This window comes from Nocardia grenadensis NBRC 108939 (genome assembly GCF_001613445.1).
Classification (GTDB): Bacteria; Actinomycetota; Actinomycetes; order Mycobacteriales; family Mycobacteriaceae; genus Nocardia; species Nocardia grenadensis.
Window position 1 is genome coordinate 15,203 of record NZ_BDCJ01000004.1, and the last position, 26,320, is coordinate 41,522.

Annotated in this window: 24 protein-coding genes and 1 pseudogene; 14 read left to right on the top strand and 11 right to left on the bottom strand. The window is 69.0% G+C overall.

Annotated elements, in window-relative coordinates; all coding sequences use genetic code 11:
* Positions 1–34 precede the first annotated feature (34 nt).
* From NGR01S_RS05070 to NGR01S_RS30795, 5 genes are all read left to right on the top strand, one after another.
* A complete protein-coding gene (locus tag NGR01S_RS05070; protein ID WP_063035022.1) occupies positions 35–1,549 on the top strand; it encodes a class I adenylate-forming enzyme family protein in 1,515 nt (504 codons plus the stop codon).
* A gap of 43 nt (positions 1,550–1,592) precedes the next feature.
* Entirely contained in the window at positions 1,593–2,216 is a 624-nt protein-coding gene (locus tag NGR01S_RS05075; protein WP_063035023.1) for a TetR/AcrR family transcriptional regulator, read from the top strand.
* 72 nt (positions 2,217–2,288) lie between these two features.
* Positions 2,289–2,624, top strand: coding sequence for an EthD domain-containing protein (locus NGR01S_RS05080; protein WP_063035024.1), 336 nt, complete (start codon positions 2,289–2,291; stop codon positions 2,622–2,624).
* Positions 2,621–3,640 carry an MBL fold metallo-hydrolase gene (locus NGR01S_RS05085; protein WP_063035025.1) on the top strand — a complete coding sequence of 340 codons (1,020 nt, stop codon included), beginning with the start codon at positions 2,621–2,623 and terminating at the stop codon, positions 3,638–3,640. Before NGR01S_RS05080 ends, NGR01S_RS05085 begins: the two co-directional genes overlap by 4 nt.
* Before the next feature lie 101 nt (positions 3,641–3,741).
* Positions 3,742–3,897, top strand: a complete 156-nt coding sequence (locus NGR01S_RS30795) for a hypothetical protein (RefSeq protein WP_218020733.1) — start codon at positions 3,742–3,744, stop codon at positions 3,895–3,897.
* A 142-nt stretch (positions 3,898–4,039) separates the two neighbouring features.
* Here the strand turns inward: NGR01S_RS30795 and NGR01S_RS05090 are convergent, their stop codons facing one another.
* From NGR01S_RS05090 to NGR01S_RS05110, 5 genes are read right to left on the bottom strand one after another with little or no spacing between them, the layout of a single operon-like run.
* Positions 4,040–4,804, bottom strand: coding sequence for an SDR family NAD(P)-dependent oxidoreductase (locus NGR01S_RS05090; RefSeq protein WP_063035026.1), 765 nt, complete (start codon positions 4,802–4,804; stop codon positions 4,040–4,042).
* A 40-nt stretch (positions 4,805–4,844) separates the two neighbouring features.
* Positions 4,845–6,542, bottom strand: coding sequence for an ABC transporter permease (locus NGR01S_RS05095; RefSeq protein WP_063035027.1), 1,698 nt, complete (start codon positions 6,540–6,542; stop codon positions 4,845–4,847).
* Positions 6,542–7,705, bottom strand: coding sequence for an ABC transporter ATP-binding protein (locus tag NGR01S_RS05100; protein WP_063035028.1), 1,164 nt, complete (start codon positions 7,703–7,705; stop codon positions 6,542–6,544). Before NGR01S_RS05100 ends, NGR01S_RS05095 begins: the two co-directional genes overlap by 1 nt.
* A gap of 1 nt (position 7,706) precedes the next feature.
* On the bottom strand, positions 7,707–8,489 hold the full coding sequence (locus NGR01S_RS05105) for an SDR family NAD(P)-dependent oxidoreductase (protein ID WP_063035029.1): 783 nt from the start codon (positions 8,487–8,489) through the stop codon (positions 7,707–7,709).
* 37 nt (positions 8,490–8,526) lie between these two features.
* Positions 8,527–9,564 carry an ABC transporter substrate-binding protein gene (locus NGR01S_RS05110; RefSeq protein ID WP_063035030.1) on the bottom strand — a complete coding sequence of 346 codons (1,038 nt, stop codon included), beginning with the start codon at positions 9,562–9,564 and terminating at the stop codon, positions 8,527–8,529.
* Between the two features lie 121 nt (positions 9,565–9,685).
* Here NGR01S_RS05110 and NGR01S_RS05115 point away from each other — a divergent pair, with 121 nt between their 5' ends.
* Together NGR01S_RS05115 and NGR01S_RS05120 are read left to right on the top strand one after the other, a co-directional pair.
* Positions 9,686–11,632, top strand: coding sequence for an oxidoreductase (locus tag NGR01S_RS05115; RefSeq protein ID WP_063035031.1), 1,947 nt, complete (start codon positions 9,686–9,688; stop codon positions 11,630–11,632).
* 124 nt (positions 11,633–11,756) lie between these two features.
* Entirely contained in the window at positions 11,757–12,812 is a 1,056-nt protein-coding gene (locus NGR01S_RS05120) for an extracellular solute-binding protein (protein ID WP_063035032.1), read from the top strand.
* Here NGR01S_RS05120 and NGR01S_RS05125 read toward each other — a convergent pair.
* Positions 12,796–13,755: an RNA-guided endonuclease TnpB family protein gene (locus NGR01S_RS05125; RefSeq protein WP_245664454.1), complete on the bottom strand. Its 960-nt coding sequence runs from the start codon at positions 13,753–13,755 to the stop codon at positions 12,796–12,798. The two genes, NGR01S_RS05120 and NGR01S_RS05125, sit on opposite strands and share 17 nt — an antisense overlap.
* Between NGR01S_RS05125 and NGR01S_RS30800 the strand changes: the two are divergent.
* The 4 genes and pseudogenes from NGR01S_RS30800 to NGR01S_RS05140 all read left to right on the top strand — a co-directional run.
* Positions 13,636–13,893 (top strand): annotated as a pseudogene (locus NGR01S_RS30800) (transposase); the annotation flags it as partial. The gene NGR01S_RS05125 and the pseudogene NGR01S_RS30800 sit on opposite strands and share 120 nt — an antisense overlap.
* Before the next feature lie 38 nt (positions 13,894–13,931).
* The gene (locus NGR01S_RS05130; RefSeq protein WP_063035163.1) at positions 13,932–14,720 is read left to right on the top strand and encodes an SDR family NAD(P)-dependent oxidoreductase; all 789 of its coding nucleotides are present in this window, start codon (positions 13,932–13,934) and stop codon (positions 14,718–14,720) included.
* Positions 14,721–14,782: 62 nt separating this feature from the next.
* Positions 14,783–16,111: an FAD-dependent oxidoreductase gene (locus NGR01S_RS05135; RefSeq protein WP_157107131.1), complete on the top strand. Its 1,329-nt coding sequence runs from the start codon at positions 14,783–14,785 to the stop codon at positions 16,109–16,111.
* A 238-nt stretch (positions 16,112–16,349) separates the two neighbouring features.
* A complete protein-coding gene (locus NGR01S_RS05140; RefSeq protein WP_063035034.1) occupies positions 16,350–16,799 on the top strand; it encodes a hypothetical protein in 450 nt (149 codons plus the stop codon).
* 54 nt (positions 16,800–16,853) lie between these two features.
* On the opposite strand, the gene NGR01S_RS05145 is transcribed toward NGR01S_RS05140, so the two are convergent.
* The gene (locus tag NGR01S_RS05145) at positions 16,854–17,900 is read right to left on the bottom strand and encodes a YdcF family protein (RefSeq protein WP_063035035.1); all 1,047 of its coding nucleotides are present in this window, start codon (positions 17,898–17,900) and stop codon (positions 16,854–16,856) included.
* A 232-nt stretch (positions 17,901–18,132) separates the two neighbouring features.
* On the opposite strand from NGR01S_RS05145, the gene NGR01S_RS05150 reads away from it, so the two are divergent.
* On the top strand, positions 18,133–19,554 hold the full coding sequence (locus NGR01S_RS05150) for a hypothetical protein (RefSeq protein ID WP_063035036.1): 1,422 nt from the start codon (positions 18,133–18,135) through the stop codon (positions 19,552–19,554).
* 108 nt (positions 19,555–19,662) lie between these two features.
* Here NGR01S_RS05150 and NGR01S_RS05155 read toward each other — a convergent pair whose 3' ends face one another.
* Positions 19,663–20,871 carry an MFS transporter gene (locus NGR01S_RS05155; protein ID WP_245664441.1) on the bottom strand — a complete coding sequence of 403 codons (1,209 nt, stop codon included), beginning with the start codon at positions 20,869–20,871 and terminating at the stop codon, positions 19,663–19,665.
* Between the two features lie 479 nt (positions 20,872–21,350).
* Between NGR01S_RS05155 and NGR01S_RS05160 the strand changes: the two genes are divergently transcribed.
* Positions 21,351–22,181, top strand: a complete 831-nt coding sequence (locus tag NGR01S_RS05160) for an alpha/beta hydrolase (protein WP_063035037.1) — start codon at positions 21,351–21,353, stop codon at positions 22,179–22,181.
* A 43-nt stretch (positions 22,182–22,224) separates the two neighbouring features.
* Here the strand turns inward: NGR01S_RS05160 and NGR01S_RS05165 are convergent, their stop codons facing one another.
* From NGR01S_RS05165 to NGR01S_RS05175, 3 genes are all read right to left on the bottom strand, one after another.
* Entirely contained in the window at positions 22,225–23,277 is a 1,053-nt protein-coding gene (locus NGR01S_RS05165; protein WP_063035038.1) for a hypothetical protein, read from the bottom strand.
* A 126-nt stretch (positions 23,278–23,403) separates the two neighbouring features.
* Positions 23,404–24,255, bottom strand: a complete 852-nt coding sequence (locus NGR01S_RS05170; RefSeq protein WP_063035166.1) for a crotonase/enoyl-CoA hydratase family protein — start codon at positions 24,253–24,255, stop codon at positions 23,404–23,406.
* Between the two features lie 40 nt (positions 24,256–24,295).
* On the bottom strand, positions 24,296–25,201 hold the full coding sequence (locus NGR01S_RS05175) for a LysR family transcriptional regulator (protein WP_063035039.1): 906 nt from the start codon (positions 25,199–25,201) through the stop codon (positions 24,296–24,298).
* Between the two features lie 97 nt (positions 25,202–25,298).
* Here NGR01S_RS05175 and NGR01S_RS05180 point away from each other — a divergent pair, with 97 nt between their 5' ends.
* Positions 25,299–26,288, top strand: a complete 990-nt coding sequence (locus NGR01S_RS05180) for a YeiH family protein (protein WP_063035167.1) — start codon at positions 25,299–25,301, stop codon at positions 26,286–26,288.
* Positions 26,289–26,320: the final 32 nt, after the last annotated feature.

Genomic DNA, 26,320 nt, shown 5'->3' on the forward strand with positions numbered 1-26,320 from the left:
TAAACAGAGAGAACAGCGGCACGAGGAACGGGCGATGAGAGTACTGGCGACGGAGATGCTCGAACGGGCACGGCGGACACCGGCGGATATCGCGGTGATCGACGAACTCGGACAGCACACTCTGGGTGAGATCATGGCGACGGCGAACGCCCTGGCCGAGCGGATGGCGGCCCTCGACGAGCGCCCACCCACGGCGCTGATCCAGGCCGACAACACCTGGCGCACCCTGGCCGCGGCGCTCGCGGTCGGGCTGCGCGGCGGGGTGGTGGCCGTGTTCAGCCCGCACGCCACCGAATCGGAGTTCCGTCTCGCGATGGAGGACATCGGCCCCGATCTGGTGATCGGCGCCCCCGAGGCGCTGCGCCACTGGGAGGTCCCCGAGGAGGTCTACTCCCGGCGCGATACAGCGTTCGACGAACATCTGCTACTGGCCCGCGCCACCCCCTTCGAATCCGTCCGGCGCTGGCACGGCGGCAGCGCGATCGCCATGACCTCCGGTTCCACCGGCCGGCCCAAATGCGTGGTCCAGTCCGAGGACGCCATCCGCTACGCCTGTCGCAGCACCATCGACACGGTCGGACTGCAGCCCGGCGAGACCGTGGGCGCGTTCGTCCCGCTGTCCTCGGTGGCGGCGTTCTGCTTCGGCATGTACCTGCCGGCGTTTCTCGGCGCCACCATGGTCACCATCGGCCGCTGGTCTCCCGGCGCCGCACTCACGATGATGGCCGAGCGTCGGGTGGCGTGGACCATGCTGGTGCCGACCATGGCCCTGCAACTCTCGGTGGTCGAGGGCAGTACCGGGCAGCTGTCGGCCATGCGCGCGATGACGGTGGGCGGCGGACCGATGAACCAGCGGGCGCTGGCCGAAGCCGAGCAGAAGCTCGGGACCACATTCCTGCGGGTGTTCGGTATGTCGGAGTGCCTCGGCCACACCACACCTCGGCTCGACGACCCGCCGGAGATCCGGTTGGGCCGCGACGGCCGCCCGTTCCCGGGCACCGTGGTCCGCGCGGTCGACGAGAACGGTGCGGCACTGCCCGCCGGGGAGATCGGCGATGCCCAGGTGAGGGGCCCTTCCCTGTTCGTCGGATACGCCCGTGGGGGCGTGCCGGTGGCGCCGGCGCTCACCGACGACGGATTCCTGCCCACCGGTGATCTGGTGGAGGTGGCCGGGGACGGTTCCATCCGGGTGATGGGCCGGCAGAAGCAGATCATCATCCGCGGTGGGCGCAATATCGATATCAACGAGATGGAGGCGGCGATCGCGGCGATACCGGGCGTGGTGCAGGTCTGCGTCGTCCCGGTCCCCGACGATCTTCTCGGCGAACGCGCGGCGGCCCTGGTCGTCACCGATGCCGGTGAGCTGAATCTGCCCGCGGTGACCGCGCAGCTCGCCGCCGCGGATTTCCCCAAATTCAAATGGCCCGAATACCTGTTCACCGTCGCCGACCTCCCGCAGAATCGGGTCGGGAAATTATCCCGGCCGGACGCGGTCCGGCTCGCCGCGCAACTCGCCGCAGCCGACTCGAGTTCATATCGGGTGGGGTAGAGTTGAAGCATCCACATCGTCGAATCCTGGGGGCACTTCATTCATGACCGTTGATACCGGAGCTCGGCGGGAGAGCCCGCGTTCCAAGCGCGGCAGCATCCTGACCGCGGCGATAGAGCAATTCGGACGAATCGGTTACGAGCATACGAAATGGGCCTCCATCGCCGACGAAGTCGGCATCGGCCAGACCGCGCTGTACCACTATTTCGAATCCAAAGCGCACTGCCTGCTGACCATCATGCGGCTGGAATTGGCCGATTCCGCGGATCGTTTCGGCGAGGCCATCGAGGGCGAGGAAAACCCGGAAAAGGCATTGCGCGCGGCCGTGGCGGCGGCATTGCGCGCCGAGCCCATCGACGCACTGCAGCGACGCATTCTGCAGAACCATATGGATCTGCTCGCCGCACCCCGGCAGTCCGAGAAAGAGGAAGCCGAACGGCTGCGGTCGCGGGAACTGGTCCAGGAGATCGAACAGAACTGGACCGATCTCATCGCCCGCGGTATCGAGACCGGCGGTTTCGCCGGTGACGACCCGCGGGTACTGGGCCGGCTCGTACTCGCCGTGGTGATCAGCGTCTGGCGCTGGTACCGCCCCGACGGTGCGCTCACCCTCGCCGAGATCACCGAAACGGTCACCGAGACCGCGGTGCGAATGGTGCGCGGCTGAACACTGCGGGGCACGGGGTGCGCACTGTCGCATACCCCACGAAACCGAACAGAATTCAGTTAGGATACGGTCATGTACAACCTCATGGTTCTGGCGTCCCGCCCCAACGATTGGACCCACGACCAGTTCATCGAGTGGTGGCGCGGCGAACACGCCGAGGTCACCTACCCCCTGCCCGGCCTGCTGCGCTGGCAGCACACCGAACTACTCGACAGCTTCGACGAGCGGTCCGCGGGCTGGGACGGACTGTCCATCCTGAGCTTCGAATCGCGGGAGGCGCTCGACGCCGCGCTGGCCAGCCCGGAATGGAAAGCGGCCGTCCGCCATGTCGGCGCCATGCGTGGTCGCCGCATGATCTGGTACGGCGAGGAACAGACCCTGGTGCCCTTGGCCGGCAGCGGCGAATGAGCGCCCACTGGGCCGAGCCCGGCTGCTATCCGGTAGCCGAGGGCATCCACCGCATACCGCTGCAATTGCCGCAGGACGGATTGCGCGCGGTCAATGTCTACGCCGTCGAAACCGACGACGGGCTCGTCCTGATCGACGGCGGCTGGCACCGCCCGCAGACCTACGACGAACTGTCGGCCGGGCTTGCGCGGATCGGCCGCTCCCCCGGCGAGATCCATGATGTCCTGGTCACCCATATCCATCGCGACCACTACACCTTCGCGGTAGAACTGCGCCGCCGGCACGGCTGCCGGGTCCATCTGGGCGCCGGCGAGTCGGTGGGGCTCGACGCGGTACGCGCACTGGGCAGCAATATCCCCGAGAGCTCGCTGCGGGAACTGAGCCGCGCGGGGGCAGCCGGTATCGCCGCGCGCGCGTACCTCGGCAGCGCCGACGAGCCCTTCGATCTCGCGGACTGGGAAACACCGGACCATTGGCTGCGGCCCGGCCCGGTGACATTCGGCGGTTACGAACTCGAGGTTCTCGAGACACCCGGGCACACCAAGGGCCACACCGTATTTCACGATCGGCGCCGCCGGCTCGTCTTCACCGGCGACCATCTGCTCCCCACCATCACCCCGTCCATCGGATTCGAACTCGGCACCTGGGAACTCCCCCTGGACAAGTTCCTGCACTCACTTGCCCTGCTGCGTGACGACGACAACCGGACCATGTTGCCCGCACACGGACCCGACGGTGGCAGCGCCGGCGCACGAGCCCGTGAGCTGCTGGCCCATCACGATCGCCGCTTCGTCCAGATACGCACCGTCGTAGCAGATCTCGCGCCGTGCACCGGCTACGAAGTCGCCCGGGCTCTGACGTGGACCCGCCGGGAACGCGCCTTTGCCACCCTGGACACGTTCAATCAGATGGTCGCCACCTGCGAAACCATGGCTCACCTGGATGTGCTGGTGGCACAGGAGATTCTCGCCGCCGATGAGACCGAAGGTGTGGATATCTTCCGACTTCCGCACTGAAGGCCGGGGCCCCCCGGAATTGTCATCACAAGCAGAGACCGGCCTGGGCGAACATCACCGAGATCGGCCGGGCCGAGGCGCGGGAGCAGATGATTCCGCAGATGGGTCTCCGGACGGCGGAGGCGCTGCTCGATGTGACGGGCGGCGATATCAATGAGGAACTGCTGACGGTCCGCGACACCGTCACTCGGGTGACCGGTTCCCCCGCCCGGACGTTCGGCGACTGGGTCGCCCGCAATGTGTCCGCGTTCCGCTGAGGCGAGGCTGCCGGCAAGCGAGCGAGCCGATCGATCTGCTGGACGTTTGAATTACGCTGTGTAGAAACAGCTCTCGGCGAGCAGAAGACGACCGTCCCGGACCGCTTCACCCTCATCCGATGAAGCGGCCCGGGTCACGGGTTCAGGCGCAGGTCCAGCCGCCGTCCACATAGAGTTCGGTGCCGGTCACGAAGGTGGCATCGTCGCCGGCCAGGAACGCGACCGCGGCGGCGACCTCCGTGGCACGGCCGAGCCGGCCCATGGGGGTATGGGCCAGCATCGCCCGGTGGCGCTCGGTGCCGTCGTACCGCGCGCGCAACTGTTCGGTTTCGATGAAACCCGGGTGGATCGAATTCACCCGGACCCCTTTCGTGGCCCAGTGCAGTGCGGCGTTCTTGGTCATCGTGCGGACCGCGCCCTTGGCCGCCGCGTAGGCGAGACTGTTGCCCAGTCCGCCGACCGTGCCCAGGATCGAGCAGAGGTTGACGATCGACCCGCCCCCGCTCTCCTCGATCAGGGCACCCGCGTGTTTCATGCCCAGCCAGGTCCCGGTCTGGCTCACCTCGACCACCCGGTTGTAGCGCTCGAGGTCCTCGTCGACCACGGAGGCGAGGCTGCCGATGGCGCCATTGTTGACCAGCGCGTCCAGCCGTCCGTACCGGCGACGGACGATATCGACGCTCGCCCGCCACTCGTCCTCGCGGCCGATATCGAGCGGCCGAGTGAGGTGCCGGTCCGGTTCGTCCAGGCCCGCGACGAGTTCGGCGCAGGCGGCCTCGCCGAGATCGGTTACCACCAGCACGGCACCTTCCGCGGCGAGCCGACGCACGATCTCCACGCCGATCCCGCCCGTCGATCCGGTCACCAGGACGACCTTGTCCTGAAGCCTCGCGGCTACCGTTGTCATCACGGCCCTTTCTGTTCCGGTGACGGCTGTTGCTCCCGCGTCACAGTTTGTTCAGCACATTCCGGCCGCCCACCAGCATCGCGACCGCGACACCGGCGGTGGTGACCGCTGTCATCAGCAGCGCCATGGCGGCGACCAGCGGATAGGACCCGTTCTGCCACAGATCGAACAGCAGGGTGCCCATCACCTGGGTGGTCGAGGCCCGCACGAGCAGCGACGCCGCGAATTCGTGGGTCAGCAGGATGAACATCAGTGCGACGGCGCTGAGGATGGTGGGTCGCATCAGCGGCAGCATGATGCGCAGATTCGTCACCAGTGGCGACGCTCCGCTGGTCGCCGACGCCTCACTGTAGGTGTTGCCGAGCGAGAGCATCGCCGTCATCTGCATTCTGGTCGCGTACGGCAGCATCAGGACGATATAGACCAGGATGATGACGGTTTTGGTGCCGTACAGGATGAGCGGCGGCTCGGTGTAGGTGAGCAGGAACCCGACACCGAAGATGACCGCCGGAATCCCCAGTGGCAGCGCAGTGACGAGATCGGCCAGCAGGGCGAGCATCCTGAACTGCCGTCCCCGCACCAGCAGGGTCGCCATCAGGTAGCCCAGCGGTACACAGATGACCACGGCGGCCAGCGAGGTCGACACGCTGGTGAGCACCGATCCCACGATGGCGTTGTCGGCAGCCAGCGTGCGGAAGTTGTCCAGCGTCAGCAGATCCCACGACAGCGAACCCGACCAGTAGGGCGTCAACGAGACGATGACCAGCCCGATCAGCGGAATGACCAGGGCTAACAACGCGTAGACGACAATGGTGAGGGTGGCCCACAGCGACCGCCCACCGGCCGGCGCGAAGGCCTTCCCGCCGTGCGTGACGAAGCGCGACTGGTTGCCCAGCAGGCCCTTCTGGATCAGCACCAGCACCAGCCCGAAGATCACCAGCGGGGAACCGGCCGCCGCGGCGGCGGCGAAATCCGAGGGCGATTCCGACACCCGCCGGTACATCTCGGTGGTCAGCACCTTGACGCCATAGTTCTGGCCGAGCAGCAGTGGCCCGGTGAACTGTCCCAGCCCCAGCAGCAGGGCGATACCACCGCCGTAGATCAGCGAAGGACGCAGGAGCGGCAGCACGACCCGGAAGAACACACCGCCGGTCGAAGATCCGCTGATCTGTGCGGCTTCCAGATGTTCGGCGCTGATGTTCTGCATTCCGGCGCTGACGAACAGGTATACGAACGAGGTCAGGCCGAAACCGGTCAGGATGATGATCCACGGCACCGTATAGACATCGATCGGTCCGGAATCCGAACCGCTCCACCACGGCAGTTTCCGCAGCAGCACATTGAGGTACCCCGGTCCCGGGGACAGCAGGAAGGCCCAGCCGACGATATTGGCCACCGCCGGCATCACGATCGGCAGGATCGGAATGATCCGCAGGAAGCCGAGCCGGTCGGGCAGCCGGCTCGCGGCGAAGGCCAGCAGGGTGCCGAGCACCATCGCGATCACCAGCGACCCCAGCGCCAGCGCGATGGTGGTCTGGATGGTCTCGCCGATATCGAAGCGGGTGTACTGCGCGCGATACCCGCGGGCACCGTCCTCGAAGGCCAGGGATTGCAGCCGGATCATCGGCAGCACCACCAGATACCCGAGGACGGCCAGCAGCGCCAGGTAGCCGAGGCGTGACCGCCACTGTGCCGGGACGGCGAACGAGCGGCCCGCGGCTGTCGACAGAGTAGCCATCAGGCGTTCCCTCCCGCCGTGGCGGCCACCGGCTCGGGGACTGCGGCCGGGATATCGCCCGAGGCCGGGAAGACCCGCAGGCTCGCGGGCGAGAAGCTGACCACCAGCGGCGCTCCCGACCGGCTCCCGCGCAGCGCCGAACTGTGCTGGGCCGCGGGCGCGCGCAGGATAAGCTGTTCGCCACCGGTTTCCACGGTGACATCGAAATAGCGGCCGCCGTATTCGTAGGTGACCAGTTCGGCGTGCAGCGCCACATTGCCCGGCGGTACCTCGTCGGCCGTAGCGTGCAGCAGGACGTCGTCGGGACGCAACCGGGCCACCGCGGCACTGTTCTCGTCGGCACGCTCCCGGACCACCGCGTGGGTGAGATCTATCGGATCGCCCGCCGGGGTACTCCATCCGTCGTGGCCGCGCCGCAGCGACAACCGGTTGCTCATCCCGATGAAGGCGGCGACATAGTCCGAGACCGGGTTCTCGAATACTCGCTCCGGCGCGTCGTACTGCTCGATCTTGCCCGCCTTCATGATGGCCAGGCGGTCGCCGAGAGCGAATGCCTCGGACTGATCGTGGGTGACGAATACCGCGGTGAAACCGAGCTGCTGGTGCAGCCGGTGGATCTGGGTGCGCACCTGATCACGCAGGCGGGCATCCAGATTGCTCAGCGGTTCGTCGAAGAGCACCAGGTCGGGCCGCGCCACCAATCCGCGGGCCACCGCCACCCGCTGCTGCTGGCCACCGCTGAGCTGTGAAGGGTAGCGGTCGAGCAGTTGCGCACAGTCGACCATCTCGGCGGCGGCCTCCACCGCGCCTTCCGCGAGGGCGTCCTTCATCTTGCGCACCTTCAGCGGATAGCCGATGTTCTTGCGCACCGTCATATGCGGCCACAGCGCGTACGACTGGAAGACCATGCCGATATTGCGTTTGTGCGCGGGTACGTTCACTCGGGCCGCGGCGTCGAATACCGTATGGTCCTTGAACGCGATGGCACCGCCCTGTGGGTTCTCCAGACCCGCCAGGCACCGCAGGGTCGTGGTCTTTCCGCAGCCGCTGGGCCCGAGCAGGACCAGGAATTCACCCTCTTCGATGGTGAGATCGAGCTGGTCGACGACGGTATTCGCGCCGTAGGTCTTGGTGAGGCCGGAAACGGTGAATTGCGACGTCATCTCATGCCTTCTGAGTCGAGAGTTTCGGGGTGCGGACACCGGCGGCGGTCCCGCCGTCGACCAGCAGATCGATACCGGTGACATAGCTGCTGTCGGCGGTCGCCAGGAAGGCGATCACCGCCGCCACCTCCGCCGGTGAGCCGCGGCGCTGCATCGGAATACTGCGGATGTATGTCTCCATATCGTCGGCGGCGAAACCGGGCGCCGAGGTGATCTCGGTGGTGATACTGCCGGGACAGACCGAATTGACCCGGATGCCCTGCTCGGCCAATTCCAGCGCCGCGACCTTCGTCAGGGCCCGGACACCGGATTTCGCCGCGCCGTAGGCGCCGAGCTCGGCGGTCGCCAGGACACCGCGCAACGACGAGATGGTCACGATGGTGCCCCCGCCGGTCATGGCCGCCGCGGCGGCCCGCAATCCGAGGAACGTACCGACCAGGTGCTGGTCGATCATCCGACGGAACTGCGCGAGCGTCGTCTGCGCCAAGGGCGCCTTCAGCGCGGTCCCGGCACTGTTCACCAGAACGTTCATCGGGTGCCCGGCCAGCTCCATCGCAGTCGATACAGCGTGCCAGTCGTCCTCATCGGTGACGTCCAGATGGTGGTAGTGGGCCCGGGGGCCGAGCGCCAGCGCCCGTTTCCGGCCCGCGATATCGTCCACGTCGGTGAGGTAGACGGTCGCGCCCTTGGCGGCGAACAGTTCGGCGGTCGCCCCGCCGATCCCACCGGAGGCCCCGGTCACCAGCACGTGGGTGCCCTGCTGGGGCTCGGCCCTGTTGTCCATGCCTGTCCTTCGTCGGTCGGTGTGAATCGGAGCCCGATCAGCTCTGGAAACGCCGCGCCCATTCCTGCGAGTACTCGGTGACCTTGTCCGGGGTGAGGTCGGCGGTATCCGGGGCGGCGATCTCCTGCGCCTGCACGACCGCGCCCGGGATATCCGGCAGCGCCGCGGCGTATCCGTCGTTGAGGGCGGTCTGGCCCTCGCGGGTCGTCATGAAGTCGACCAGGACCTGCGCCGCGTTCGGATGCGGCGCGACACTCAGCGCGTGGGTGTACCAGGGTGTGCCCCAGGGCTGCGACGGCAGCGCCCAGTCGACGGGAGCACCGGCCGCCACCTCGGTGACCAGCGGCTGCACCGACGGGGACACCACGATCTCACCGGAGGTGAGGGCCTGGGCGATACCGAGCGCGCTCGGATAGATACGCGGTTTCAACTCGGCGATCCGGTCCCAGTAGTCCTCGCCGTAGGTCCGCGCGTAGAAGCGGTAGAGGTCGACGTAGGACGCGATACCGGTGGGGTTGACGATGCCGATCTTGCCCCGGTACTTGGAATCGAGCAGGTCATGCGGGAATCGCAGGCCACCCGGTACCGCGGCGGTGTTCCAGCCGAGCGCGAAGACGGCCGCGCTGCTCAGCGCGAACCGGTTCTCCAGCACACTGGTTTCCGGCCGGTACTCCGGCGCCTGCAGATGCGGGCCGACCAGGTCCGCCGAATAGCTGCCCGACTGGGCCGCATTGGTGACCCAGGTCGCGTCGGTGAGCATATGGACGTCCGCCGTGCCGCGCCCGGTGCGGTTCTCCGTTTCCACCCGCGGGTTGATATCGGCATCGGTACCGCGCACGAATTCCAGGTCGATGCGCGGATACTTCGTTTCGAACGCCTTCTCCAGCCGTTCCAGGTTGGCGGGTTTCTGGCTCGAATAGAGCAGCACGCTGCCCTCGTTTTCGGCGGCCGCCTCGACGTCGGACCAGGCGCCCGATACGGGTCCGGTGGTGCCGGGACTCGACCCGCACGCCGTGAGAACCGAAATGACAGCGAGGGCTGTCGCGGCCGCCGTGGCCTTGAACAACAACTTCATGGTCCGAATACCCACATCCCGCAGAACTGAACTGATGTCAGTTTGAAACTATGCCATACCCATTGTGGTGTCAATCACTGTGTGGCAATAATATGAAGTGAATCCAGTTCAAGGAGGAACGGTGAGCTCTCCTCATATGTCGTCCCCGCTGCGGGTCGGCTCCCTCACGCTGCGCAACCGGCTCGTGGCCACCGCGCACGGGTCCGGGGCGGTCAGCGCGGGTACGGCCCAGCCCGGCGACGAAGACTACTGGCGGCGCTGCGCGGCCGGCGGCGCGGCCATGGTGATCGCCGGCGGCACCGTGGTCGGCTCGGATTCGGGCAACCGCACCGGCAATATCACCGACGCCTCCGATCCCGCGGGGCTGCCCGGACTGCGCCGGCGCGCCCGGGCCATCACCGAGGAAGGTGCGGTGGCGGTCTGCCAGCTCGTCCACCTGGGCCGCGAAACATTGGGCGCGGAGATCTGGGAACATCCGATAGCACCCTCGGCCGTTCGCTCCCCTCGCGAACCGGTCCGGGCGCGCGTACTGTCCGACGGCGATATCGACGCGCTCGTCGATGCCTTCGTCCTCAGCTCCCGGCACGCCGCGGAAGCGGGATTCGCCGCGGTGGAACTGCACGCCGCGCACGGATACCTGCTGGCCCAGTTCCTGTCCGCGGCCTCGAACACCCGCCCGGATGCGGACACCCTCACCGGACGCGCCGCGATACTGCACCGGCTGCACAGCGCGATCACCGCGGCCTGCCCAGAACTCGTACTCGGCGTACGCGTCTCGATCGACGGCGCCGAGGAGGCCGGAACGAACACCGACGGCCTGTGCGAACTACTGCCGCTGCTGAGCATGTTCGACTACATCAATGTGACAGTGGGTGTCCGTACCACCTACGTCCGCGATATGGCGACCGCCGGACCTCCGCTGCTGCCGGAGCTGCACCGGCTGCGCGTGGCCACCGACCGGCCGCTGCTGGTCTCCCAGGCGTTTCGGTCCCGGGCGGATATCGAGGCGGCGCTCGCCGCGGGCGCCGACCTGGTCGGCATGGCGCGGCCCTTCGTCGCCGACCCCGATATCGCGCGGAAGCTGCTGCGCGGGGAGGACAGCCGGATCCGGCCGTGTGTCTCCTGCAATGAGGACTGCCGGTCGTTCACCCCGGTCCTGCTCTGCTCGGTGAACCCGGACCTGGCGCCGCCCGGGCGGTCGGCCCGCCCGGCCCGGCCGTTGCGGTTCGGTACCGCATCGGACGGGTCGCCGCGGGTCGCGATCGTCGGCGCCGGGCCCGCGGGACTGGAAGCCGCCTTCCGGTTGGCCCCGACCCATACCGTCACCGTCTTCGAGGCGAGCCGCTGGATCGGGGGCCAGTTGCGCACCGCCGCGCAGGCCCCGAACCGGACCGGCTGGTCGGCGCTGCTGCGCTACTACCAGGACAATCTCGGCAGTGCCGCGCTGGAACTGGGATACCGCGCGCGCCCGGCCGACCTCGCCGATTACGACGAGGTGATCGTGGCGACCGGCGCCACCGAAATCGCGACCCCCGGCACCGCGACGACCACCGCGGCCCTGATCGACCCCTGGCAGGTATGGCCGGGCGACCGGGTGGTGGTCGTCGACGACGGTTTCGGCTACTGGCCGGCCCTCGGTGTGGTGGAGGCGGCCCTGGCGGGCGGCGCGAGTGAGGTCACCGTGCTCGTACCCGGACCGGCCGTCGCCGCGAGCATCCCCGCGGAGAGCCGGGTCCAGCTGCGGCGACGCTTGGCGGGGCGCCCGGTGGAGTTTATCGTCGAGACCGCGCTCACGGAGGTGACGCGGCAGGAGTCGCGGACCGTGGTCACCTACCGGAACCTGCTTTCCGGCCGGACGGCCGAACTGACCTGCGACCGGGTGGTGGTCGCGGGCGAACGGCTGGCCACCGACTGGCAGTCGTTCACTCAGGAGGCGGCGCACGCCCGCGTCCAGATCGTCGGCGACGCGGTGGTGCCCCGGCGGGTTTCCCATGCGATCGCCGAGGGTCGTGCCGCCGCGGCGGCCGTCCTGGGCAGTGCCAACCGCTCCCCCGACCGGGCCGGGTGATCGGCGCCCGAGTCGGCTCGCGACCCCCTCACTTCCGCCTGCCGGACACGTCCGGTCGCCCCGAGACCACCAACCCCACGGTGTCGATACCCCTTGACATCCGGATCGAAATGATGAGGTACCCATGCGAAAAACCCTACGAACGCGCGTCCTGAGAACGGCTGCGGTACTCGGCTCCCTCGCCCTGGCCCTGGCAGGCTGCGGCGGGGCCGGTCAGGTCTCCCGGCCCGTCGCCGGCACCTGGGACGAGGTGGTCGCCGCGGCGAATACCGAGGGCGCGGTCACCATCTACTCCACCCAGGCCCAGCCGGTACTCGCCGACCTGGAGAAGGCGTTCGAATCCGCCTATCCGCAGATCGATCTCACCGTCGTGCGGGGCGTCGACGCCGACCTGCTCTCCCGGATCGACGCGGAATCACGGACCGGGAAGGGCGCCGGCGATATCGCGGTCATCACCGATGTGTCCTGGATGCAGCAAGCCGAGGGCACCGATTCCGCCGTGGAGGTGGTCGGGCCCGCCTTCGACGCACCCGAATACCGCCGGGCGGACAGCATCGTCGACGGGAAGTTCTTCCTCGAGGGCGCGGTGATCCTGGGCTTCGGCTGGAACACCGCCGCCTACCCCAAGGGCATCCGCACCGCCCAGGATCTGCTGGACCCCGCACTGAAGGGCAAGGTCGGCGTCGTCACCCCGGCCACCTCACCGACCTATATCGACTACTACGACCACATCGAGGAGCATTACGGCGGCCGGGATTTCCTGCGACAGCTCGCGCAGAACAGTCCGCGGATCTACCCGAGCAGCCAGCCGCTGGGACAGGCCCTGGCCTCCGGGGAGATCGTGGCCGCGCTCATGTGCAATCCGATGCTGCCCGAACGGGCCGCGGGGGCGCCGGTCGCCTGGACCGAGGGCCCGCACGTATGGGGCGCCCGGTGGTACGGGCTCGCACTCGGCTCGGCGCCGCACCCCAACGCCGCCCAGGTACTCGCCGATTTCATGGTGAGCCGGCCGGGCCAACAGGCGACCTCGCCCGGATACGGCGCCGTGCTGCCCGATATCGACGGGGCGCTGGCGGTCGCGCAGGACGTCCCGGACCAGAACCTCGCGGTCACGATCGGCGAAGGCGCCGAACGCTATCGCAACGAGTGGGAGGAAATTTTCCTTAACCCCTCCCCATGACTGCAGCCGGGGGATTTCCAGCTCGGACCGCACCACCAACCGCCCCGGAGGGAGGCCGATCATGTCTTACGTCGTCAACACTGACACCGTCGAGTTCTACCGTGGCCGCCAAAATCACGTGGGCGGCGTTGCGGTCGCGGTCCGCGGTATGGCCACACGCCTCGCACCGGAAGACACACACATCCAACGCGAGCCGCTGCTTGGCTCTCGCACCACAGCTCGCGCAGGTCATCGTCGTATAGGCGGGCGGAACCAACACCACCTTCCGTCCCGCCCGCGTGGCACGTTCGATCAGCTCGCGTTTCGCCGCACCGATCGCGGCATCCGCCGCTTTCCTGGCCATACTGCTGTCGACCAGGAACTTGGGTTTGAAGTCCGCGACAGCGATCGTTCGATGGTCGGCGACCACCCGCCGCGCCCACACACGCGCGGCGTGAGTGTTCTGCCGGGCCGCTTTCTTGTGCAGGCGGGCGGCTTCACGCCGGGCCCGCCGGTAACCGTTGCTCGGGGTGTGACCTCGCGGGCGTCGGCGGCGGGCCATCTTACGCTGAGCTCGTGCCAGTTCGGCGGCACAACGACGCCGGTATCCCATGTACGGCAGGTCATGGCTGGGGCTGGTGGTGGTAGCGGTGGTGGACACACCCCAGTCGATCCCCATCCCGCCTTCCGCGACGGGCGCTGCTTCGAGGGCGCGCCGGGCGACGAACGACGCATACCAGTGACCGAGCGAATCCCGGTACACACGCACCGATATCGGGGCGGACGGCAGTTCTCGCGACCACACCACCGGTATCGACACCTTGCCCGGCAAGCGCAGGCAACGGTACACCTGCTCGTCACCTGCGAACCGCTGTTCGGAATCCACCGGCCGGCCGAGCACATCAAGGGTCGGTCTTCTCGCGTACGCGCAGAGATTCCCGTCGCTCGAGCCCCGCCTGCCCACTTTTTGACCAACTCGTATTTCGTCGCCACGGTCGGCGGCGCGACCGTGGAGAACGTTATGTCTAGAACCAGAAGAACACATCACCCCGATTCCTCCCCACGCCTGAAGGCGGGGATTCACATGGGGTCGTCTCGATGACCGGCGACGCGCATACTGCGGCGGACGAGGAGAAGACCATGACGGCAGCACAGTTCGACGACACGGTGGCCCTGGTGACCGGAGCGGGTTCGGGCATCGGCGCCGCCACCGCCCGCCTGCTCGCCCGGCGGGGGGCCCGAGCGGTCTACCTGTGCGATATCGACCGGCAGGCGGCGGGGCGTATCGCGGCCGATATCCCCGGCGCGACCGCGATCGAACTGGACGTGGCCGACTCGGCCCAGGTGGACAGCGCCTTCGCCACCGCGCTCGGCGACCACGGTCGCGTAGATGTGGTGGTCCACGCGGCGGGTGTCGACGATCCGCACAGCAAACAGCGGATCTACGAGGCGGCCGAACAGCACCGGCCCGCCGACGTCCTCACCCATCTCGGCGACGAGCAGTGGCGGCGGATCCTTTCGGTGAATCTGGACGGCACCTTCCATGTGCTGCGCGCGGCGGTCCGGGCGATGAAGGAGACCGGCGGCGGCGCGATCGTCACTGTGGGATCGTCGGCGGCCTTCGACACGCTCACCGGGTATCCGCACTACGCGGCCTCGAAGGCGGGCGTGCACGCACTGAGCCAGTCGGTGGCCAAGGAGGCCGCGCATTTCGGAATCCGGGTGAACACCGTGGCACCGGGCCCGGTGGATACCGGAATGGCGGCTCGAACCCCGGCGCATCTGCGTGCGGCCATGGCCGACGGCGCCGCCCGCGGTTACGCGACCGCCGCGGAACTGGCCGACAACATCCTGTATCTCGCCTCCCCCGGCGCCGCCAATGTCATCGGCGCGGTCCTGCTCAGCAATGGCGGCAGGTTCACGGTATGAGCCGGTCGGCCCCGGATCCACGACGGACACACGCCCGCGTATCGAGCGACAAGGAAACACCTTTGCAGACAATCGACACAGATGTACTGGTGATCGGCGCGGGAATGGCCGGCCTCACCGCCGCCACCCGGACCCTCGACCGGGGACGCTCGGTCGTGGTGGTGGAGAAGGCCGAGACGGTCGGCGGATCGGCACGGTATGCCGGCTACGCCTGGACCGCGCCCACCCGCGCGGTGATGGACGAGGTGAACCCGGACGGCGATCCGGCACTGCGCCATGCGCTGGTCGACGGGTTTCCCGAGGCCCTCGCGTGGATCCGCGCGCTCGGCGTGCAGTGCGGTGACCCCGTCCCCGTGCTCCGGTACGGGATCGGGCATCAATTCGACACCAACCAGTACATCGACGAATGCCGGCGCCGGATCACCGCGGCCGCGGAATTGTTCACCGGTACCGAAACCATCCGGCTGCTGACCGAGGACGACGCCGTCACCGGCGCCCGGGTCCGCCGCGCGGACGGGACCGAGCTCGAGATCCGCTGCGGCGCGGTCGTCCTCGCCACCGGCGGATTCCAGGCCGATACCGGATTGGTCGCCGAGAACATCCATCCGCAGGCACCGGCCATGCAGTTGCGCTCCAATCCGGCGAGCGCCGGAGACGGACTGCGGCTGGCCATCGGCGCCGGAGCCGCCACCGGGACACCGAACTCCGGGTTCTACGGGCACCTGGTGCCGACACAGGTCCCGTTCCGCGACCCCGCCGATTTCGTGGCGCTGTCGCTCTACTACAGCGAACACGCTCTGCTGTTCAACCTGGAGAACCGGCGTTTCACCGACGAAACCCTCGGCGACCATCTGACCGCCATGCGGCTGCTCGAGCAGCCGGAGGCCCGGGGGCTGCTCGTCGCCGACGAACGGGTCTACCGCGACCGGGTACTCGGCAGCTATGTCGAAGGTGCGGTGGCGGTCGACAAGTTCGACCTCACCCGGCGCCGCGAGGGACGTTGTGGAATCGCGGAGACCCTGGACGATTTCGCCTATCTGCCGGAGGAATGGGGTTACGACGGGGCCGCCATCGCCCAAGAGATCCGGGCGGCGAACGCCGCCGGGGACGCGGTGGTCCCCGCCCGCACCCATGACGCACAGCCGCTGGACCAGGGGCCCTACTACATTATCGAAACCTGCCCGGCGCTGACCTTCCCGTTCCACGGAATCCGCATCGACGCCGCCGCCCGGGTGCTTTCCTCCGCAGGTGATCCGATCGACGGTCTCTACGCGGCGGGGTCCGATATCGGCGGTCTCTACGACAACGCGTACGCGGGCGGTATCGCACCGGCACTCGTCTTCGGCCTGGCCGCGGCCGATACCGCGGCAGACCGGCCGGTGGCGGTCTGAGCGCGGTGCCGGGCAGCCCTCGACCACTCCACTCGGAGCGGGGGCCGAGGGCGCCGGCCACCCCGGCGGGGCCCGGTTCGCCGCCGGACGAGCGGTCGAACGCCCTCCGCCGGTCCCAGCCGAGGATGCGATCGGCCGACCACACCGAACCGGCGGGTTCGCCGACATCGTTGCTCGGCACCGAGGGGCCGGGCGCGGATACCGGTCGCGGTGGCTCCCGGCCGGTACTGTGCCGGATATGGCCGAAACGAGTGGACTACCCGGTACCGCCGAACCGTTCGATGCGCGGTCGGAGGTCGAACGGGTCCACTCACTGCTGGCCGCCTGGCTCGGTACACCCGCGTCTCCCCAGGTACTGGACAGATTCGCCGCCACCCAGGACGACGATTTCTCGATGGTGACGGTCACGGGCGCGATAGTGCGGAAAACCGAACTGCTCGCGGGACTGCACCGGGCCCGCAACAGTCGCCCGGGTCTGGTCATCGAGGTGTCGGATGTCGACACGGTGTGCGCCTCGGCCGGTCTGTCCGTGGTGCGCTTCGTGGAAGCGCATTACGTCGGCGATATCGGGGAATACCGGCGGACGACCGCGGTCCTGCGCGCCGACCCGGAGGGGCACCGCTACCGCTGGCTGACCGTTCACGAAACCGCGCTCGGGCCGGACGAGCTCGAGCGCTCCCGCAACTGATCGGGGTGCGCCGGAGTTTCCGGTCCCGGCCGCGGTATCCGGAAGTCCGGGAACTCATATGGACAGGTAGGCGTCGACCGCGGCGGCCGCGAGCGCGACGACCGTGGCGGCGGCCACCGCCAGGTGGGTGCGGCGGTAATGGGTGGTCAGCACGGCCGCGAACTCGCGCAGGAAAGCGGCGGGGATGAAGTAACGCGCGGTGCGGGCACCGACGACACGGGCCCGGATGCCGAGACGGCGGGTCAGCGCCGCGGCGCGCAGCACATGGAAGTTACTGGTGACGACGGTGACCCGGGCCTCCGCGATATCGAGCCCGTACCGGTGGAGCAGGTCCGCGGTATTGCGCAGGTTCTCCTCGGTATTGCGGGAGCAGCGTTCCCGGAGGATCGACGTTTCGGCGACGCCGGCATCGACGAGAAAGGCCGCCATCGCGTCGGCCTCACTGAGTGCCTCGTCGCTGCCCTTCCCCCCGGAGGTGACGAGGACCGGCCGGCGCCCGAGCGCTGTTTCGGCACGATAGACCTGAAGGGCTCGGTTCAGACGGGCCGCGAGCAAGGGCGTGACCCGGTTCCGGTTCAGGCCACAGCCGAGGACCACCACGGCGTCCGCGCCCGTCTCGTCCGGGAGTTTGCCGTAGAGCACGGCATGCCCGGCGAAAGCGAGCAGATGCGCCAGCAGGTAGAGACCCACCAGGGTTGCCGTGGCGGCGATGAGCATCAGCCAGTGCGGTACGGCGGGTCCGCGCCGGAGCACGAGCAACGCCGCGACGGGCAGCACGAGGAGTCCGAGCCCCACCACCACCGGGGTCATGGTGATCGGCCGTAGCCCTTCGCGCCGCGCGACGGTGACGCCGTTCGTGAGCAGCCCGAGGCCGACCACGATCACACCCAGCGAGAACAGTGCGCCCAGGAGCACCGAAACCGATTCCGGGCCGGACGGTTCGGCCAGCCGCGCGGCCGCGGCTCCCGCGCCGGCGAGGACCAGCGCGACCGCCGCGAGCAGGAAGAATCCCGTGGACAGCCGGCGGGGCTCCCGGCCGAGCCGGGTGGCGCCGAACACCCCGGCCGCCCAACCCGCCACGAGCAACACCGCAGGATCCACGCTATTTCCTCCTCCACCGTTACGGTCGGAACTGCCGCTACTCCGGCCGGATACCCGAAAAGTTGCCCGTCGTTCGCCTCCGCCCGGAGCAGGTACGGGCCCGTGCGGAAGATGCTCGGTGATCCGCGCTCCCCCGTATGCTGCCCGCAGTGCGAAACCCGCCGCCGCGCCGCCGGATCGTGCTCGACGGAACGGAGCCGGGTGCGTGGGCGAGACCGGAGGGATGTGATCGATGCGGTGCAGCAGCGCAATCGTGCGCCGAGTATTGCCGGTGGCGGTGTCCGTGCTGATGATGGCCGGCACCGCCGGCGGTGCGGCCGCGGACCCGGCGATCCCCGACCTCGGGCCGGCCGGAACCTCGCTGATGCACGGCGATCTCGCGTCCACCGACAGCACCGGGCACCCCGGGCCCGGGCCGGACGGCCGGCTCGCCGCCTCCTCGGTGCCGGGTGGGGCGTGCAGCGCCACATTCGTCGCCTCCGACGGTGTGGCGGTGGCGCTGTGCACGGGCTACGCCGGACTCGCCCCACCGGATATCGCCGTGCCGACGGTGAAACTGTTCGACCCGGTCTCCGCGGCTCCGGTCGCCTCACTGCAGCTGACCAAAGGCGGTCTACTCGGCGGGGTGTACGGCTACCTCGACAGCCGGGACCGCGTGGTCGTCGCCGACGGGTCGGGCGCGATCGTCGAGGTCGGGCACCGGCGCGACGCCGGTGGCCACTGGGAGTTGTTCGTCGATGAGCGGGTCGATATCGCGGGCAGCATTCCGGCCGGCGACGCGATCACCGGGGTGGCGCCCGACTATGCGGGCCGCGTCTGGTTCGCCACCACCGGCGGGGTGATCGGCACCGTCGCCCCCACCGGCCGTGTGGCGGCGACCCGGCTGCCGGAGGGCGAGCAACTCACCAACGGTCTGAGTGTGCGCCGGGCCGGTACCTCGGTACTCACCACCCGCGCGCTGTACGAGATGCGGGCCGGGGACTCCGGCGTGCCCGAGGTGGTCTGGCGGCGGCCCTACGCGGCCGGCACGGTACGCAAACCCGGCCAGCTGGGCCCCGGATCCGGCACCACCCCGACCTATTTCGGCCCGGACGGTGACGACTGGGTGGCGATCGTCGACGATGCCGAACGTCCGGATTTGATCGTCTACCGTGCCGACGACGGAACGCAGGTGTGCCGGACCCCGGCCTTCGGAACCTCCGGGCAGGGCACCGAGAACTCACCGATGGCCTGGGGGAATTCCCTGGTGATCCCCAGCACCTACGGTTTCGGCTATCCGCCGACCGCGACATCGGGCCCCAGCGACCCGCCGAACGCGCTGTTCACCGGCGGTATGACCCGCATCGATGTCTCGGCGACCGGATGCCACCGGATTTGGGAGACCGGGGACCGCATGGCCTCGCTGCCCCGCCTCTCGCGCGCGGACGGCCTGATCTACGGGCTCTCCTACGGGCCGCTTCCGCCCGGCGGCGAGATCCAGCAGGTGGGTCCGGTGTACTACACGGCGGTGGACTTCGGCACGGGTGAGCAGCGCGCGCACCGGCCGGTGGGTATCGCGCCGCTGGACGAGCCCCTGCAGCTCACCGGAACCATCGGTCCCGATCGTTCGTACTGGCAGGCCACCGTCGGCCGGATGCTGCGAATCGCGCCCTGAGTACGCCGCCCGAGCACGTCGATCGGATCGCCGAAGTGAACGGCCCGAGACGCCGCGGTGCCGGTGGCGCGGGTCTACGCGGACCCCGGCTCGACGAGTACCCGGAGGTCAGGAGCGGTGGGCGGCCCACACGGTCACGGTGAACAACGCGACGCCGAGGGCCGCCAGACCCGCGCCGACCAGCGTCGGCGCGGTATAGCCGTAACCGGCCGCGATCACCAGACCGCCGAGCCAGGCGCCGGCGGCATTGGCGATATTCAGGGCCGCGTGGTTGAGCGCCGCGGCCAGGGTCTGCGCGTCGGCGGCCACATCCATCAGCCGGGTCTGTAGTCCGGGCGCCAGCGCGGCGCCCGTGGCGCCCACCAGCAGGGCGCCTATCCCGGCGGTGATCGGGTTGTGGGCCGCGGCGACGAAGCCGAGCAGCACGACCATCATGGCGCCCATCGCCACGAAGATCGACCGGTCCACCCCACGATCGGCGAGCACACCGCCACCGATATTGCCCAACACCATGCCGACACCGAACAACGCGAGCACCAGCGGTACCAGGCCCGCTCGCAGACCCGCGACATCGGTGAGGGTGGTGCTCACATAGGTGTACACGGCGAACATACCGCCGAAGCCGATGGCGCCCACCGCGAGGGTGAGCAGGACCTGCGGCCGGCGCAGTGCGCCGAGTTCGGTGAGCGGATTGGTGGTCACGATTGCCGTCAGCGGCGGGACGAAGCGCAACAGCGCGACCACCGTGGCCACCCCGATCACCGCGACCACCACAAAGGCGCTGCGCCACCCGAGATGCTGCCCCAGCCAGGTCGCCGCCGGAACCCCGATCACATTCGCGGTACTCAACCCGAGCATCACCGCCGCCACAGCCTTGGCGCGCTGTCCGGCCGGGGCCAGGGTCGCGGCCGCCAGCGAGGCGACACCGAAATAGGCGCCGTGCGGGAGCCCGGAGACGAAGCGGGCGGCGACCATGGTGCCGAAGTTCGGCGCGAGCGCCGAGGCGAAATTGCCGATCGCGAATGCCGCCATGAGGACCACCAGCAGCCGCTTACGCGCCACCTTCGCGCAGGCGGCCGCGATCACCGGCGCACCGACCACCACTCCGAGCGCGTACGCGGAGACTGCGTGCCCGGCGCTCGGCTCGGAGACCGAGAAGGCGCCGGCGATATCGGGGAGCAGCCCCATGGTGACGAATTCGGTGGTGCCGATACCGAAGCCGCCGAGCGCGAGGGCCAGCATCGCCGGTACATGCCAGCCGGTGCGGGGAGGCGCGGCGACTGCTGCGCTCGCCGCGGTGGTAGCGGGAGAAGTCACGCCCTCGTGCAACAGACAACCGTCGACGAGGTTTCCGCACACCGCTGTGAGTTGGGGCACCGCGACCCGGCGCAAGTGACCGGTATGTCCGGTATCAATGGCGTAATTCGAGGTGAGACGTCCCGCGGTCCGGTACCGGGAATCAGCGATCATCTCGAGTGCGGCGCCGGATGATCGTGGTCACGTCCGCTGGTCGCCGCCGACAACCTGCTCACCTTCGTGGCCGCCGCCGGGCTCATCGTCGTAGTCCCCCGGTCCGGCGTGCGGTGCGCCATCGGCCCGACCCCGGGGCAGTCGACCTCATCCGGAAGGCACCGACACTCGCGCCGCGGTCGGCGATACCGGGTCGGTGGCAGGCCGCGGAGGCTCGGGGATACCATCGCCGGGACCGTACGGCGGTGAGCCGGCGGTGTACGCGGTACGCAAACCCCCGAGGAAGCCGTCCGGGCGGGGCAAGGATTCCGGATCGAGGACTATGGATGGGCGACACGCAGATCCGTGACATGCACCTTTCCGGACTCCGGGGCCGGGTACCGATTCGCGAATATTCTCCTGCCTCGCCGAACCCGGCGCTCCCGCCGCTGCTGTGGATCCACGGTGGGGCATTCGTCTCGGGCGGGCTCGACCAACTGGAATCGCATGCGGTGGCCCTGCGGGTCGCCGCGTCCGGACGCCGGGTACGCACCGTCGATTACGCGCTGATCCCCCGGTTCCGGGCGTGGGGGCCGCCGAGATACCAGCCGTCGGACAACCGGTATCCGGCGCCGCTCGACGATGTGCTCACCGCGGTCGCGGATCTGATGACCGATGAACCCCGGACCGTGCTCGGGGGTGCCAGCGCGGGTGCCTGCCTCGCCGCATCCGCGGCGCTGCGGCTACGCGATTCGAGTGGGCCAGGACCGGCCGGGCTCGCCCTGGCCTATGCCACCCTGCACGCCGAACTCCCCCGCCTCCCGGAACCGGTGCGGGCCCGCCTACGCGGACGACGCCGGATCGGCACCTTCACCCCGGACGTCATCCGGCGGATGAATCTCAACTACGTGGGTTCGGAAGCGCTGTTGCGCGATCCAGACGTCTTCCCGGGCGGCGGCAAACTGACCGGACTGCCGCCGGTGCTGCTGCTCGACGCCGCCTACGACTCGTTGAGCGCGTCGAGTACGACCTTCGCCGGGGAACTCACCGACGCCGGGATCGAGAACGAGCATGTGATCGTGCCCGGCACGCGGCATGGTTTCTTGAACCGGCCCCGGTCCGCCGGGTTCCGGTACGGGACCGAGACCCTGGTGCGCTGGCTCGATCGGCTGACCTGACGTTCCGGCCGGGACTTTCATCGAACCGGCCGGAACACCCTGCTCAGCGGGCCGCCGCGGCCGTCTGTCCCTCGGCCGGATGGACACCGTACTGATCGGTTTCCATCAGATGCGCGATATCGCGGCCGGCCGGGGTCATGGTCAGGTCCGACCTGGTCTCGATGAGGAACGCCCGGTACCCCGGCTGCACATCCTCTTCGGGCCCCTGGTGCAGCAGACCCTTGGGCGTCCAGGTGACGGTCCCGGGCGTATCGACCGAACCCCATGCCGACGGCCCCATGGCGTAGCAGATGACCTCGTCGAAATCGGCATTGTGGTGAACCGGCGGGCGAGTACTGCGTCGGCTGCCGGTACCGAAGACGAAATCATTGCCCGAGATGCTGCTCATGAGTCGGGCCGGGGCGAGACCGCCCTCCGCGACACTGAGACCCTGGACATGTTCGAGATTGAAACGAACGACGAGCGGGGCGCCGAGTACATCAAGGCACGGGATGGGATCGACATCGTAGAAATACGAGGTGAAGGTATCGCCGGTGCGGACGACCACCTCGTATTCGTCCTCCACCGGCAGCCCGGGGCGGCCGTGCGGGGTGGGCCGGTCCAGGTGCAGATCGGGATTGAAGGTGCCGGGCGCACCTTCGGGGTCGAGGTGGAGTTCGGAGGCGGTGACCACGATGAACTCGCTGATCTCCTCGGCGATCTCGCCCCACCGGTAGGTGACCGCGCGCGGAATCAGGACCAGATCCCCGGCCCGCACGTCGAGCGTGCCCACCTCGGTATCGAGTTCGCCGCGGCCGGACACGATGTAGTGCAGTTCGTCGGACCGGACGTTGACATAACCGAAGGACATCGCGGCCGAGCGCCGATTCAGCTCGAAGCCGATGCCGTCACCCTCGAGAATAGGGACCGGTAGGGCTTTCGGCTCGGCGAACACCCCGGCGGGTAGGTCCCAGGTGTGGAAGCGCCGCGGCACGTATTCGCCACGGGCATGTAGGAAACGGGGCCGATACTGGGCCCGCACGATGGTCGTGTTCGGACCGGCGAAACCGTTGCGGGAGAAAAGTTCGATGTTGGGCGCCAGGACTTCGTCCGGCATGCAGCACCTCCGAAACTCGTTGTGCCACAGATCCTAGACCCGCGCCGCACCCCGCGCGCACTTTTGCGAACTCACCTTTGCCCAGGTATCTGTCACCGAAAGTACACTCCCAGCGGCGATTCCGGGTCAGCGCCGGATCGGCGGCACCGGCAGATCGTCACCGAAGATGTCCGGCAGATCGCGCGCCACACTGTCGGGATACCGCGCGGGCCGCTTCTCCAGGAACGACGACACGCCTTCCTTCGCGTCGGCGCTGGCACCCCGGCTGTGGATACCGCGCGACTCGACCCGGTGCGCGGTCATCGGATGATCGGCGCCCAGCGCGCGCCACAACATCAGCCGCGACAGCGCGACCGAGACCGGAGCGGAATGCTCGGTAATCCGGCGTGCCAGCTCATAGGCCTCTTCCAGCAGATTCTCCGCCGGATACAGCCCGTAGAACAGTCCGGCCTCGTGCGCCTCGGCCACCTCGACGATCCGGCCCGAGTACACCCAGTCCAGCGCCTTCTGCATGGAGATCAGGCGGGGTAGGAACCAGCTGGAACAGGATTCCGGGAGGATACCGCGCCGGTTGAACACGAAACCGATCCGGGCATTGTCGGCCGCCAGCCGGAAATCGGCGGCCAGCGTCATGGTGATGCCCACCCCGACCGCGGGCCCGTTGATCGCGGCGATGATGGGCTTACGGGATTCGAACATCCGCAGCACCAGTTCCCCGCCGCCGTCGCGGAAGTCCTCGGTTGCCGCGTGCGCGGGGGCGACGAAGGTCTCCGCACCGGCGGACAGATCCGCGCCGGCACAGAAGGCGCGTCCGGCTCCGGTGAGCACCACGGCACGCACCGCGTCGTCCCGGTCGCAGGTATCGAACGCCTCGATCAGCTCGTAGCCCATCGCGGTGGTGAAGGCATTGAGTTTGTCCGGGCGGTCGAGGGTGACGGTGGCGACGGAGTCGGAGATATCGAGGCGAATAGCGGCCATACGAAGCAGCATGCCATCGGTGTCCCGGATATGGATCGGTTCACCGCGCGGTCGCGCACCGCACGAGGATCTCCGCCGCATCGGCCGGCGGGTGGCCGCGCCGCCAGATGGCACGGAACTGCCTGGTCAGCACCACCGAATCGGCCAGTGCGACCTGATGCAGTGCCCCGGCGGCCAGCTCCGGTGCGGCGACCAGAGTACTGAGCACCGCCGGCGCCATCCCGCTCCGGGCGGCGGCGACGATGGCGACCGCCGAGCCGAGTTCGGCGGCCGGCGGCGCCGGCGGACCGTACCCACCCAGGATCTCCTGGACCGTTTCCCGGGTCCCGGACCCGGATTCGCGCCACAGCAGCGGGGTCGCCGCCAGCTCGCGCAGGCTCACCGGGTGCGTACGGGCGGCCCACGGATGCGTGGGTCCCACCACTACGAGCAGTTCGTCCGCGCCGAGCACCCGGCTGCCGAGCCCGGGCGGTGGATGCGGGCCCTCGACGAATCCGATATCGGCCGCACCCGCGCGCACCATGGCTTCCACCTGGGCCGTGTTGTCGACCTCCAGGGACACCGCGATATCCGGACGGATCCCGCGCAGATCGGCGAGCCACTGCGGCATCCGGTGGTCGGCAATGGTTTTGGAGGCCGCGAGGCGCAGCCGGGGCGTATCGGCGGAATGCAGGGCGGCGACGGTCTCGTTGAACGTCCGAGCCGCGTCGAGTACCGCGCGCGCCTGATCGACCACGGCGCGACCGGGTGCGGTGAGCGTGGAGCCGGTGGGTCCCCGGTCGAGCAACCGTAACCGCAACCGCCGCTCGAGGGCACTGATCCGCATACTGGCGGCGGGCTGGGTCATTCCGTGCCGCCGGGCCGCGGCGCCGAGACTGCCGGTATCTGCCACGGAGACCAGCAGGTCGAGCACCGCGAGGTCGGGAGTGGTGGGCGGCAGGGTCACGACATCGATTATGGAACGCCGGCCATCAGATTTTCTTATGAGGTCCTCCGGAATCGGAGGCTACCGGCGCGCGCCGACATTCAGCAAGGTCACAGGGGTGAACGAGGTATATCGCAGGCTTCCGGGGCTGACCCTGGCGGCCGCACTGGCGACCGTGGCCACCGGCCTGGCCGTTGCCGTCCCGCTCGCGGGAGCTCCGGTACTGGCCCTGGCCTGCGGCGCAGTCCTGGGTGGGCGGATCGCGCGGTCGGACCGGTTCGGCCCCGGGCTGGACTGGGCCCGGCAGCATCTGCTGGGCGCCGCGATCGTCCTGATGGGCCTCGGCCTCCCCCTGGACGCGGTGCTCACCGTCGGCCGGGAAACCGCCGCGGTGCTGCTGGGCACACTGGGCGTGGCGGCGGTGACCGCGGTCGTAGTGGGCCGGCGGCTGGCGCTGCACCGCGAATCGGCGGTACTGATCGCGGCGGGGTCGGCCATCTGCGGCGCGTCCGCAATCGCCGCGGCCACCGCGGTCCTGAAACCGGCCCGCGAACACGTGGCCTACGCGCTCGGCACCATTTTCGTCTTCAACATCGCCGCGGTGCTGGTCTACCCGCCGCTGGGCCGGCTGCTGGGAATGTCGGAGCGGGCGTTCGGACTGTGGGCGGGTACCGCGGTCAACGACACCTCCTCGGTACTGGCCGCGGGTATCGCCTTCGGTCCGGCGGCGGCGAGTTTCGCCGTGATCGTGAAACTGGTCCGCAGCCTGATGATCGTCCCGCTGTGCTTCGGCCTGCACCTGTCGGCCCGCCGCGCCGCGCCGTCGGCACCGCGCGCTCCGCTGTGGCGCAGCGTTCCGCTGTTCGTCGTGCTGTTCGTCGTGGCATCGATCGTCGCTGGGTTCGGCGTGCTGCCGGCCGGCTGGACCGACCGGCTCACCGGCTTCAGTTCCTGGCTCGTCGCCGTGGTCCTCGCCGCGATCGGCACCTCGCTCACCTGGCGGCGACTGCGCGCGGCCGGACCGCGCCCGCTGCTCTTCGGCGGCATCCTGGCGGTGACGCTCGCGGTGTCCGCGCTGGGATTGCAGTACGCGACGGGATGGCGCTGAGATACGACGCGACCGGCCGGTCCGCTCGCTGT

What these genes read in the sequence shown, in the direction of transcription:
- NGR01S_RS05070 (WP_063035022.1), top strand. Translation starts at nt 35, where the DNA reads ATGAGAGTACTGGCGACGGAGATGCTCGAACGGGCACGGCGGACACCG.
- NGR01S_RS05075 (WP_063035023.1), top strand. Translation starts at nt 1,593, where the DNA reads ATGACCGTTGATACCGGAGCTCGGCGGGAGAGCCCGCGTTCCAAGCGC.
- NGR01S_RS05080 (WP_063035024.1), top strand. Translation starts at nt 2,289, where the DNA reads ATGTACAACCTCATGGTTCTGGCGTCCCGCCCCAACGATTGGACCCAC.
- NGR01S_RS05085 (WP_063035025.1), top strand. Translation starts at nt 2,621, where the DNA reads ATGAGCGCCCACTGGGCCGAGCCCGGCTGCTATCCGGTAGCCGAGGGC.
- NGR01S_RS30795 (WP_218020733.1), top strand. Translation starts at nt 3,742, where the DNA reads ATGGGTCTCCGGACGGCGGAGGCGCTGCTCGATGTGACGGGCGGCGAT.
- NGR01S_RS05090 (WP_063035026.1), bottom strand. Translation starts at nt 4,804, where the DNA reads ATGACAACGGTAGCCGCGAGGCTTCAGGACAAGGTCGTCCTGGTGACC.
- NGR01S_RS05095 (WP_063035027.1), bottom strand. Translation starts at nt 6,542, where the DNA reads ATGGCTACTCTGTCGACAGCCGCGGGCCGCTCGTTCGCCGTCCCGGCA.
- NGR01S_RS05100 (WP_063035028.1), bottom strand. Translation starts at nt 7,705, where the DNA reads ATGACGTCGCAATTCACCGTTTCCGGCCTCACCAAGACCTACGGCGCG.
- NGR01S_RS05105 (WP_063035029.1), bottom strand. Translation starts at nt 8,489, where the DNA reads ATGGACAACAGGGCCGAGCCCCAGCAGGGCACCCACGTGCTGGTGACC.
- NGR01S_RS05110 (WP_063035030.1), bottom strand. Translation starts at nt 9,564, where the DNA reads ATGAAGTTGTTGTTCAAGGCCACGGCGGCCGCGACAGCCCTCGCTGTC.
- NGR01S_RS05120 (WP_063035032.1), top strand. Translation starts at nt 11,757, where the DNA reads ATGCGAAAAACCCTACGAACGCGCGTCCTGAGAACGGCTGCGGTACTC.
- NGR01S_RS05130 (WP_063035163.1), top strand. Translation starts at nt 13,932, where the DNA reads ATGACGGCAGCACAGTTCGACGACACGGTGGCCCTGGTGACCGGAGCG.
- NGR01S_RS05140 (WP_063035034.1), top strand. Translation starts at nt 16,350, where the DNA reads ATGGCCGAAACGAGTGGACTACCCGGTACCGCCGAACCGTTCGATGCG.
- NGR01S_RS05150 (WP_063035036.1), top strand. Translation starts at nt 18,133, where the DNA reads ATGCGGTGCAGCAGCGCAATCGTGCGCCGAGTATTGCCGGTGGCGGTG.
- NGR01S_RS05160 (WP_063035037.1), top strand. Translation starts at nt 21,351, where the DNA reads ATGGGCGACACGCAGATCCGTGACATGCACCTTTCCGGACTCCGGGGC.
- NGR01S_RS05165 (WP_063035038.1), bottom strand. Translation starts at nt 23,277, where the DNA reads ATGCCGGACGAAGTCCTGGCGCCCAACATCGAACTTTTCTCCCGCAAC.
- NGR01S_RS05170 (WP_063035166.1), bottom strand. Translation starts at nt 24,255, where the DNA reads ATGGCCGCTATTCGCCTCGATATCTCCGACTCCGTCGCCACCGTCACC.